Raw genomic sequence first — 10455 nt, forward strand, 5'->3', positions numbered from 1 at the left:
CGGTAAGATCCCCTCTTTCGCCAGAGGGCAGACGGTCCTTGCCCATGGCACTCGATCCGACCTTCGCCCCGTCGCCTGCCCAATACCTTCTTGAGCATGTCGCGGCTCACCTGCGGGCACGCACGCGGGAGGTCGGCCACCGGGAAGCCCGCGCGGGCTTTCTCGCGCCCGGCAGGACGCCGGGAGGCCTACTCCTTGGCGAGCGCTTCCCGCAGTTCTCCTGCGGCCTGTACCGCGCGCGCCAGCAGGTCCTCCATGGCCCAGGGGCCATACTCCCAATGGGAAATTTCCACGCTGGTATATCGGAAGACCGGCTCGTCCGTGGCCGCGTCCTCGATGCGGTAGACGACGATGAGCTTGGGTTGCGGGTCCCGGAACACGGGGTCGCGCCCCACGGGCTGGCCGGTGGGGGTGACGTGGACGAGCGCCTCGATGACGCACCGCAGGGCGACGCCGGGGCCGGCCGGAGTCGAGCGGTTGACGGATCCGAGGCGGGGCACCGTCGCCAGGGCCTGTGCCGTGGCAAACTCGAGGGCCAGCCGCAGGTCGCCGAGAAACGCCTGGTATTCGCGGTCTTCGTAGGGTGCCGCTTCGAGCGTTAGGGGATGCACCTGTACTCCGGCAAACGCCGCGCCGCGGTAACGGCTGTTCCGGTAGGTGCGTTGCTCCGCGGTGCCTCTCGCGGGCTGCTGAAGGCTGCTTGCCAGGGCGCGCGCGTTGTCGTAACGCTCTTTCGCACCTCGCCCTCCCAGCGCACAGCCTCCCAGGGCCAGGCTCGCTGCCGCGAGGAGAGCCAGGGCAATCGGGGCCGCAGCTCGCAGGCTCCACGCACTCCCGGGCGGACGAATTTCCCGGAGGCGATGGCATTTCTTCCCCATCCGGGCCTCAAGTTTTCCCTGTGCGCGCCGATGAGTGGATCGGGCGGGCGGCTCCGGACTCCCGACGATCCCTGTCCCCTCCCTGGGTCCGGGGCGCCCGCCCGTCCATTTCTGTTCCGTCGCCGTGTCTCCCACGCTGCTCCTCCTGAACCGCGCGCGCCGTCCGGGCGCCACCTCCTCAGCCTTTGAGAAGCTTCCTCAAGACGGTCTGGAGGATGCCGCCGTTGCGGCAGTATTCCATCTCCACGGGGGTGTCCACCCGGAGCACCGCGTCGAAGGTTCGAACCGCCCCGTCCTCGCCCGCGGCGGTGACCCGCACGACCTGGCCCGGCGTGAGATCGCCGTCCAGGCCCTCCACCTGGAAGCTCTCCCGCCCCGTCAGCCCCAGGGAGGCGGCGGACTGCGCCTCCGGGAACTGGAGGGGCAGCACCCCCATGCCCACCAGGTTCGAGCGGTGGATGCGCTCGTAGCTCTCCGCCAACACGGCGCGCACGCCCAGGAGGTAGGTGCCCTTGGCGGCCCAGTCCCGGCTCGACCCCATGCCGTAGTCCTTCCCCGCCAGTACCACGAGCGGCGTGCCCTCGGCCTGATAGCGCATGGCGGCGTCATAGATGCTCATCCGCTCGCCGCTGGGCAGGTGCTCGGTGACGCCCCCCTCCGAGCCCGGTGCCAGCTGGTTTCGCAGGCGCACGTTGGCGAAGGTGCCCCGCATCATGACCTCGTGGTTGCCCCGCCGGGAGCCGTAGGAGTTGAAGTCGGCGGGGGCCACCCCCAGGGAGGCCAGGTACGAGCCGGCGGGGCTCTGGGCGCGAAACGAGCCGGCCGGCGAGATGTGGTCGGTGGTGATGGAGTCGCCGAAGAGGGCCAGCACCCGGGCGCCCCGGATCGGGCGGATGCCCGGGGGGGCAGCACTCAGCTCCTGGAAGAACGGGGGCTCCCGCACGTAGGTCGAAGCCGGGTCCCAGACGTAGAGATCTCCGCCCGAAGACGGGATGGCCTGCCACAGGCGGTCGCCGTCGAACACCCGGGCGTACTCTTCGCCGAACATTTCGGCGCCCACCGCCCGCTCCACGGCCTGGCGCACCTCCTCGTCGGTGGGCCACAGGTCCTTGAGATAGACGGCTTCATCGTTGGGGCCGTGCCCCAATGGCTCGCTCTCCAGGTCGATGTCGACGGTTCCCGCCAGCGCGTAGGCGACCACCAGGGGCGGGCTCGCCAGGTAGTTGGCCTTGGTGTGGGGGTTGATACGGCCCTCGAAGTTGCGGTTTCCCGAAAGGACCGAGGCCACCACCAGATCGCGTTCGGAGATCGCCGTCGCCACCGGATCGGGAAGGGGGCCGCTGTTGCCGATGCAGGTGGTGCACCCGTACCCCACGGTGTGAAACCGCAGGGCCTCCAGATACGGGGTGAGGCCCGCCGCCTCCAGGTACCGGGTCACCACCAGGGACCCCGGAGCAAAGCTCGTCTTGACCCAGGGCCGCACGGTGAGGCCGCGCTCCACGGCCTTCTTCGCCAGGAGCCCGGCGCCCAGGAGAAGCGCCGGGTTCGAGGTGTTGGTGCACGAGGTGATGGCGGCAATGACCACCGAGCCGTGGGTGAGCGAGGTCTCCACGTCTCCCAGGCGAACGGGCGTGCGGTCCTTCTCGTAGGAGTCCGCCCGGTGGGGCTGGTGGACCAGGGGCGCCTCCAGGGGCGTGCCGCCCTCCCCCAGCCAGCGGCACCCGTTGAGGTCCTCGGGGCGGTCGGCCTCCGCGCCCTTGCTGTAGGTGGTGCGAAGCTCCTGGGCGAAGGCCTTCTTTACCTGGGGCAGCGCCACCCGGTCCTGGGGGCGCTTGGGGCCCGCCAGGCAGGGCACCACCGTGTCCAGATCGAGCTCCAGGATCTCCGAGTAGGCCGGCTCGGGTGTCTCGTCGGTGTGGAACAGCCCCTGCTCCTTGGTGTAGCGCTCCACGAGATCGGCCAGATCCCCCCCGCGGCCGGTGAAGCGCAGGTACTCCAGGGTCACCTCGTCCACGGGGAAGAACCCCATGGTGGCTCCGTACTCGGGGGCCATGTTGGCGAGGGTGGCACGGTCGGGCAGGCTCAAAGCTGCGAGACCGTGGCCGCAGAACTCAACGAACTTGTTCACCACCCCGTGCTTTCGCAGGATCTGGGTCACGGTGAGCACGAGATCCGTGGCGGTGACGCCGGGACGGAGCACCCCTGTGAGCCGCATCCCCACGACTGCCGGAGTAAGCATGTAGATGGGCTGGCCGAGCATCACCGCCTCGGCTTCGATGCCGCCAACACCCCATCCCACCACCCCGAGGCCGTTGATCATGGTCGTGTGGGAGTCGGTGCCCACCAGGGAGTCGGGCAGGGCCACGCCGTTTCGCACCTGCACCACCCGGGCCAGGTACTCCAGATTGACCTGGTGGCAGATGCCGGTGGCGGGGGGCACCACCCGGAAGTTGTCGAAGGACTCCTGGCCCCACTTGAGGAACTCGTAGCGCTCGCGGTTTCGCTCGAACTCCTTCTGGGCGTTGAAGGCGAGGGATGCCTCGGTGCCGAAGCGGTCCACCTGGACCGAGTGGTCGATGATGAGATCCACGGGAATGAGGGGGTTGATCCTCTTCGGGTCCCCCCCGAGCCGGTCCATGGCCGCGCGCAGGGCCGCGAGATCCACCACCGCAGGCACCCCCGTGAAATCTTGGAGGAGCACCCGGGCCGGGAGGAAGGCGAGCTCCCGCTCCGGCTCCCCGGCGCTCCCCCACCGGGCCAGGGCCGCCACGTCCTCCTCTCGAACGAGGTAGCCGTCGCAGTTGCGAAGCACCGCCTCCAAGAGCACCTTGACCGAGAAGGGCAGGCGGGAGACCGCGCCGACACCCGAGGCCTCGAGGGCGGGCAGGCTGTGGTAGCGCACGTCGCCGCCGCGGGCGGCAAGCTTGGCCGGGGGGGCAAACCGGGGCATCGTCACACTCCTGTTGCTGGTGGGAGATCCAGGCCGGGGCCGGAGGGGAGGAAAAGAAGACCACACCGGGAGGGCAGACGCAAGGGCCCGGCGCCGTCGCGATCCGCCACCTGGATGGCGAGCGGGGTCCGGGAGCCCTTGCGCTCCGATCCGGGCGGGGGCGTCTCGGCGGTCTGCCGGGTGGTGAGATCGGGATGGCGCGGGGGTGCTACAGGACCTGGCTGAGGAAGAGCTTGGTGCGCTCCTCCCGAGGGGCCGTGAAGAAGTGCTCCGGGGTGCCCTCCTCCACCACCTTGCCCTCGTCCATGAAGAGGACCCGGTCGGCTACCTCGCGAGCGAAACCCATCTCGTGGGTCACCACCACCATGGTCATGCCCTCCCGGGCGAGGGTCTTCATGACGTCGAGCACTTCCCCCACCATCTCGGGGTCCAGGGCGCTGGTGGGTTCGTCGAAGAGCATGATCTTGGGGTCCATGGCGAGCGCCCGGGCGATCGCCACCCGCTGCTGCTGGCCTCCCGAGAGGCGCGAGGGATACTCGCTCTCCTTTTCGGCGATCCCCACCTTCTGGAGCAGGCGACGGGCCTTCCCCTCGGCCTCTTCCCGGCTGCGCCCCCGGACCACCAGCTGCGCCAGGGTCAGGTTTTCGAGGACGGTCTTGTGGGGGAAGAGATTGAACTGCTGGAACACCATCCCCACCTCGCGCCGGACCTTGTTGATGTCGGTCTTCCGGCTCGCCAGGTCCATCCCGTCGATGAACACGTGGCCCGCGTCGAAGCTCTCGAGCCCGTTGAGGCAGCGCAGGAAGGTGGATTTGCCGGAACCCGAGGGACCGATCACGACCACCACCTCTCCCTTGCGAACCCGGGTGCTCACGCCGTCCACGGCCCGGACGACCCTCCCCCGGGACTCGAAGATCTTCACGACGTCGCGGGTCTCAATCACTGACGGCGAGCCTCCGCTCCGTCCACTGGATCAGTTGGGAGAGGACCGAGGTCACGAGCAGGTACAGCGCGGCCACGGTGAACCACACCTCGAACGTGGCAAAGGTGGAGGTGATGACCTCCCGTCCGCTCTTGGTGAGGTCGGTGATCGCGATCACGGACACCAGGGAGGAGTCCTTGACCAGGCTGATGAACTGCCCCGCCAGAGGCGGCAGCGTCCGTTTGAAGGCTTGGGGCAGGATGATGTGGGTCATGGCCTGGGGAACGCTCATCCCCAGGGAGCGGGCCGCCTCCATCTGGCCCCGGGGGATGGACTGGATTCCCGCCCGGATGATCTCGGCCACGTAGGCCCCGGCGAACACGGCCAGGGCGCCGATTCCCGCCACGATCCGGTCCAGGTGGAGCACCGTGCCGATGAAGAAGTAGAAAATGAAGATCTGCACCAGGAGCGGCGTTCCCCGGATGATCTCGACGTACACCGTGGAGAGGCCCCGAAGCGCAGGGTTTCTGGAGACGCGGCACAGGCCCGCCACGAGGCCCAGGACGAGCCCGAGGCAGCCCGAGGCGAAGGAGAGCCAGATCGTAACCCACAGGCCCCGGGCGAGCGGCCCGGCCCGCCACGAAAAGGTGGAGCCGACCGGGTCTCCCTCGAAGAGGTCGTCGCCCGGGAGCACCCGCACGGTGCCGGCCTCCACCGCCAGGGTCCGGCGCTCCCCTTCCGGGCTCCGCACGGCCACCTCGACGCGATCCCCCTTCTCCCGCACCTCTTCCACGACGCCGTCGAAGGGGACCTTCTGGAGGGTCTCGGACCGGTACGCGAAGTACTCGGGCACCCGATTCCAGCGCCAGGTGTAGTCCATCCGGTCCGTGGCCACCCACAGCCCCGCCGCGGCGGCCAGGAGGATCGCCGCCAGGAGGAGCTGCCAGGGCCAGGAACGCTCGGTTCGCTGCACGGGCCGGCTCGAGGCTTTAGGGTCGGCGGCCGGCCTACTGCAAGTCCTTGAGCCACACGTCGCTCTTGAACCACTTCTCGTAGATCCGGTCGTAGGTCCCGTCGTTCTTCACCTGGTTGAGGAAATGATTGAGCCAATTGATGAAGTCGTAATCGCCCTTGCGCACGGCCCAGGCCAGGGGTTCGTAGGTGAAGGGCTCGTCGAGGAACACGAGCTTTCCCTCCCCCTTCTGGGCATTGGCCACCGCGCAGTAGGGCGAGTCGTACACGAAGGCGTCGGCTTTGCCGTTGACCACTTCCATGACCCCTTCCTGCTCCGTCTCGAAGGAGAGGTAGGTGGCCCTGGGGATCAGCCGTTTGACCGCCTGCTCACCCGTGGTGCCGAGCTTCGAGGTCACCTTGTACTTGGGGTCATCGAGGTCCTTGTACGACCGCACGGTGCCTTCGTGCTTCTTGTGGATCAGGATGGTCTGGCCCACCACGATGTAGGGGTCTGCGAAGTTGACCTTGAGGTTTCGCGCCTGAGTGACCGTCATGCCGCTCATGATGATGTCGAACTTGTTCGTCAGGAGCGCGGGGATGATCCCGTCCCAGGCCGTGCTCACCAACTCCAGATCCACGTCCATGGCGCGGGCCATGCGCTTGGCCATGTCCACGTCGAAGCCGATGATCTCGCCCGTCTTGCTGTTGAGCTCGAAGGGCATGTACATGGGCTCGAGGCCCACGCGCAGCTTCTTGCGCTGCTGGATGTCGTCGAGCGTCCCCGCGCCGGCAAGCCCGGTTAGCAGCGTCATCCCGACCAGGAGTGACGCGAACAGAAGGGCACCCTTCTTCATGATCATCCTCCTCTTGTTGTACCCGCGGACCCGCCGACGCTCGGTCGGCGCGCCCCGCGCGTGAACTGGATCCCCGTCAGTAGGACTTCCCCTCGTCCAGCAGTTCCTCGATGACCATCGGGATGCCGCACTCGGGGCACTTGGGCAAATCGGGCAGGGGAAGGTAGACGATCTCGGTGTGGCGGCAGCGGGGGCAGAGCACCTGGATGGGTTCCTTTTCGCCGCGCTTCATGAGACAATCCGCGCCCCGCTGGGTGTGGCCGCACGAAACTCGTGTTTGAACGTCGTGCGGGCTTATACCATACGGTCCATTTCTCCAGCAAGGCGCCGGCCCACGACTGCCGGCAGGATCTCGCCCCGTGGAAGACCGAAGACGCCGGATCGTGGCCGAGCTGCTCCTCGCGAGCGTAGCCCTGTTCTGGGGGGCGACCTTCCCCCTGGTGAAGGACGCGGTGGCGCAGGTTCCGGTGCTGTGCTTCCTCTGGGTGCGCTTTGCCCTGAGCGCGGCGCTGCTCGGGGCCGCCGCGGGGCCCGCCCTCGCGACGCTGGACCGCAGAGGCGTGGTGCGAGGGATCTTCCTCGGCGTGCTGCTGTTCCTCTCCTACCTCTTCCAGACCTTCGGGCTGACCCTCACCACCGCCTCCAACGCCGGCTTCCTCACGGGGCTCAACGTGGTATGGGTTCCGCTTCTGGCCGGCCCGCTCCTGGCCAAGCCCCCGGCCCCCGGAGGAAAGCTCGGCGTCTTCCTTGCGGTGACCGGCCTGTTCCTGCTCACCTACCAGACCCCCTGGCGGCTCCAGACCGGAGACGCTCTGGTGGTCGTGTGCTCCGTGTTCGTGGCGCTCCACATCCTGGGACTGGACGCCCTCACCGAGGGCTACGACGGCCGGGCCCTGGCGACCGTGCAGATTGCCACCATGGCGGTCCTGGGGTTTGGGGCGAGCCTCGCCTTCGAGCCCGTCACCTGGCCGCGGCAGTGGCCCGCAACCCTGGTGGTCACCCTGGTCATCACCGCTGTCTTCGCCACGGCCTATGCCTTTTGGGTGCAGACCAGCTTTCAGCGCTGGACGACGCCCACCCGGGCGGCTCTGGTCTATACCCTCGAGCCCGTCTTCGCGGCCCTCTTCTCGGTAACCCTGGCAGGCGAGCGCCTCTCGGCCCTCGCCTGGGCGGGCGGCGCCTTGATCGTGGTCGGCATGGTGGCATCCGAGGTCTTGCGGCCCGAAATGGCGAGCGCTCGCGCTTCGTGAGGCGGGGCCGGCGCAGGCCGGATGCCGAGGGAGCGGCTCACTGGGACTGCGCCCGGGCCAGGCACACCGCCACCTGGGCCGCCAGGGCGGCATTGGCCCGCAGGAGCGCGCGGTTGGCGTTCACCGTCGCCCCCCCCGACGAAGCCGCCAGAGCCGCCAGGAGCGCCGGGGTCATCTCGTGGCCGAGGAGGCCGCGGCGCTCGGCGTCGGCGAGGGCGGCGCCCAGGGCCCGTTCCAGCTCCTCCCGCGGCACGGCCACCTCGATGGGCGGAGGGTTCGCCAGGAGCACCGCCTGGGGCAGCCCGAGTCGGTCTCGGCACGCGATCACGGCCGCCGCTTCCTGGGGCGTTTCGACCCTGTGGCGCAAGGGCAGGTCCGACTCGGTATAAAGGAAGGCCGGAAACTCGCTGGTCCGGTACCCCACCACGCACACCCCCAGGGTGTCGAGGAGTTGAAGGGTCTTGGGAAGATCCAGGATCACCTTGGCCCCCGAGCAGACCACGCATCCGCCATGCCGGGCCAGGGCCCCGAGATCCCCGGAGACGTCGAAGGTGGCCTCGGCACCCCGGTGGACGCCGCCGATTCCCCCCGTGGAAAAGACCCGGATGCCCGCGCGCCGGCAGGCCCACAGGGTGGCCGCCACCGTGGTGCCGGCGTCCGCGCCCCGCGCGGCCAGGGCCGGGAGATCGGCCACCCCCGCCTTGGCCGCGAGGCGCGTCTGTCCCAGCCGGACCGTCTCCTCTTCGGTCAGCCCGACCCGCAGCACCCCGCCCACTACGCCCACCGGCGCGGGCACGGCCCCGCCGCCGCGCACCGCCGCCTCGAGCTCGCGGTAGGCCTCCAGGTTCTGCGGGCGGGGCAGGCCGTGGGTGAGGACCGCCGTCTCCAGTGCCACCACGGGCCGCCCCCCGCGCAAGGCCTCCTGCACGGCCGGAGAGATCACCAGCGATTCCTGCGTCATGGGAGCTCCTCGCCAGGGCGCACGTTGCGAACCCAGGCTAGCAGGAAGCACCGGCTGTTGGAACGCCAACCCCCTATCTTTCCCAGGAATCCTTGAGAACCGGAAGTCTCAAGCAAGGCGGGGCCTCGCTACTGCCGTTGACCATCCAAATTGCGCGTTGAACCTCGGCTCGGGCAGGTGGTAGGATTCCGGCTTTCCCGCGCGCGGGGCGGCAGGATCGTTTTCGCCGGCCGACGCAACTGCATTTCCTACCCCCACGGCAAGGAGGATCCATGTGGTATCTTCGTCGTTTCGTACTTGCCGTCTGTGTGCTCTCGGCGATGACGTTTTTCGTGGATTCCACGTCCGCGGCGGCGTTCAAGCACGTTGCCGTGGGGGACGAGGTGGCGGCGTTCTCCCTGCCCGACACTGCCGGCGGCAAGGTGGACTTCGGCGAGCTTCACGGTGACGGTCCCCTGACGATCGTGGTCTTCTGGGCGCTCTGGAGCCCGAAATCCGCCACGCAGCTCGACGACGTCCAGAAGCTCCTGGACGAGTTCGGCGCCAAGGGGCTCAAGGCTGTGGCGATCAATGCCGAGGGGGCTTCGGCACCGGCCGACCTCGATGCGAAGGTCGCCGCGTTTGCCCAGGAGCGCGGGCTCAAGTTCCCCATGGCCCTCGACAAGGGCCTGGAGCAGTACAACACGTGGGGCGTGATCGCGCTGCCGTCCACGGCGTTCCTCGACAAGAGCCGAAAGATCGTGTTCGAGTTTTCGGGCCACCCGAGCAGCGCGTACGAGGACATGCGCGCCCAGGTCCTCGAAGGGCTGGGACTTGCCGACGAGGTTGCCGCCAGCCACAAGCCCAAACACGAGCGCTATCGGCCGACGGACCGGAAGGTGACCCTGAACTTCGGGCTGGCGAAGACCCAGTTCGACCGAAACCAGTTCTCCAAGTCCAAGGAGAAGCTCGACCAGGTTCTCGCCGACGATCCCCAGTACCCCGACGCCCACGCCCTCAACGGCGCCCTCCACCTGGGGATCGAGCGCGACGGCAAGGCCGAAGCCGGGCAGACGGCCCGGGAAGCCTTCCAGAAGGCGGTGGACCTGGATGCCACCCTGCCCCTGGGGCTGGCGGGGCTCGCCCACTTCGCCCTGCGGGACGGCGACCTTCCCAAGGCGCTGGAGCTGACCCGCGCCGCGGTGGAACACACCGAGGACCAGGAGCTCCCCGAGCTCCCGGCGGGTGGGGCTGCCTCCGGAGACGAAGGTGGGCGCGGCGCCCGGGTAGCGGCCCAGCTCGAGCGGGCCGCCGCCGCCCAGGAGGCGGGCGACGCGCAGCAGGCCAAGGCGCTGGTCGCCGAGGTGGTGGACGGCCTCATCGCCTTGCCTTCCGGGCAGGGCGGCAGGGCGCGCAAGATGCTCGAGGGGATGAAGAAGCAGTAGGTCCTCCCTCCTTCCCCGGAGGCCCGAGATGGACCGGCTGCCCTACGACAACGCGGCCCTCTTCGGGGCCGATCCGAAGGAAGCCGTGGTCGCCGTCGAGGTGGTGGCCGACGACCGCGTGCGGCTGTTCGTGCGCGGACCCCGGGGGGTGGCGACCGAGGACGACGGCTTTACTCCCTTCCTCTTCCTGGAGTCCCCCGCCCTCCTGGAGGGCTGGGGCGGGCCGGCCCGCTTCGTACCCCTCGCCGGAGCCTGGGACTAC

10 protein-coding genes are annotated in these 10455 nt (G+C 69.0%); 3 read left to right on the top strand and 7 right to left on the bottom strand.

Annotated elements, in window-relative coordinates; translation table 11 throughout:
* Positions 1-188: 188 nt before the first annotated feature.
* The 6 genes from AB1578_18360 to AB1578_18385 form a co-directional block, all read right to left on the bottom strand.
* A complete protein-coding gene (locus AB1578_18360; GenBank protein ID MEW6489858.1) occupies positions 189-611 on the bottom strand; it encodes a hypothetical protein in 423 nt (140 codons plus the stop codon).
* Between the two features lie 445 nt (positions 612-1056).
* Positions 1057-3828 (bottom strand): aconitate hydratase AcnA, encoded by a 2772-nt coding sequence (acnA, locus tag AB1578_18365; GenBank protein MEW6489859.1) that lies wholly within the window; start codon positions 3826-3828, stop codon positions 1057-1059.
* 208 nt (positions 3829-4036) lie between these two features.
* Positions 4037-4771, bottom strand: a complete 735-nt coding sequence (locus tag AB1578_18370; protein MEW6489860.1) for an amino acid ABC transporter ATP-binding protein — start codon at positions 4769-4771, stop codon at positions 4037-4039.
* Positions 4764-5723, bottom strand: coding sequence for an amino acid ABC transporter permease (locus tag AB1578_18375; GenBank protein MEW6489861.1), 960 nt, complete (start codon positions 5721-5723; stop codon positions 4764-4766). Before AB1578_18375 ends, AB1578_18370 begins: the two co-directional genes overlap by 8 nt.
* Before the next feature lie 34 nt (positions 5724-5757).
* Positions 5758-6558 carry a transporter substrate-binding domain-containing protein gene (locus AB1578_18380; GenBank protein MEW6489862.1) on the bottom strand — a complete coding sequence of 267 codons (801 nt, stop codon included), beginning with the start codon at positions 6556-6558 and terminating at the stop codon, positions 5758-5760.
* Between the two features lie 76 nt (positions 6559-6634).
* Positions 6635-6790 carry a hypothetical protein gene (locus tag AB1578_18385; protein ID MEW6489863.1) on the bottom strand — a complete coding sequence of 52 codons (156 nt, stop codon included), beginning with the start codon at positions 6788-6790 and terminating at the stop codon, positions 6635-6637.
* 127 nt (positions 6791-6917) lie between these two features.
* On the opposite strand from AB1578_18385, the gene AB1578_18390 reads away from it, so the two are divergent.
* Positions 6918-7808 carry a DMT family transporter gene (locus AB1578_18390; protein MEW6489864.1) on the top strand — a complete coding sequence of 297 codons (891 nt, stop codon included), beginning with the start codon at positions 6918-6920 and terminating at the stop codon, positions 7806-7808.
* A gap of 37 nt (positions 7809-7845) precedes the next feature.
* On the opposite strand, the gene AB1578_18395 is transcribed toward AB1578_18390, so the two are convergent.
* Positions 7846-8769, bottom strand: a complete 924-nt coding sequence (locus AB1578_18395) for a pseudouridine-5'-phosphate glycosidase (protein ID MEW6489865.1) — start codon at positions 8767-8769, stop codon at positions 7846-7848.
* A gap of 272 nt (positions 8770-9041) precedes the next feature.
* Between AB1578_18395 and AB1578_18400 the strand changes: the two genes are divergently transcribed.
* Both AB1578_18400 and AB1578_18405 read left to right on the top strand, forming a co-directional pair.
* A complete protein-coding gene (locus tag AB1578_18400; GenBank protein MEW6489866.1) occupies positions 9042-10193 on the top strand; it encodes a redoxin domain-containing protein in 1152 nt (383 codons plus the stop codon).
* Positions 10194-10221: 28 nt separating this feature from the next.
* The coding region (locus tag AB1578_18405; protein MEW6489867.1) for a hypothetical protein at positions 10222-10455 on the top strand (234 nt) is incomplete at its 3' end.

Source organism: Thermodesulfobacteriota bacterium (genome assembly GCA_040756475.1).
GTDB lineage: Bacteria > Desulfobacterota > Deferrisomatia > Deferrisomatales > JACRMM01 > JBFLZB01.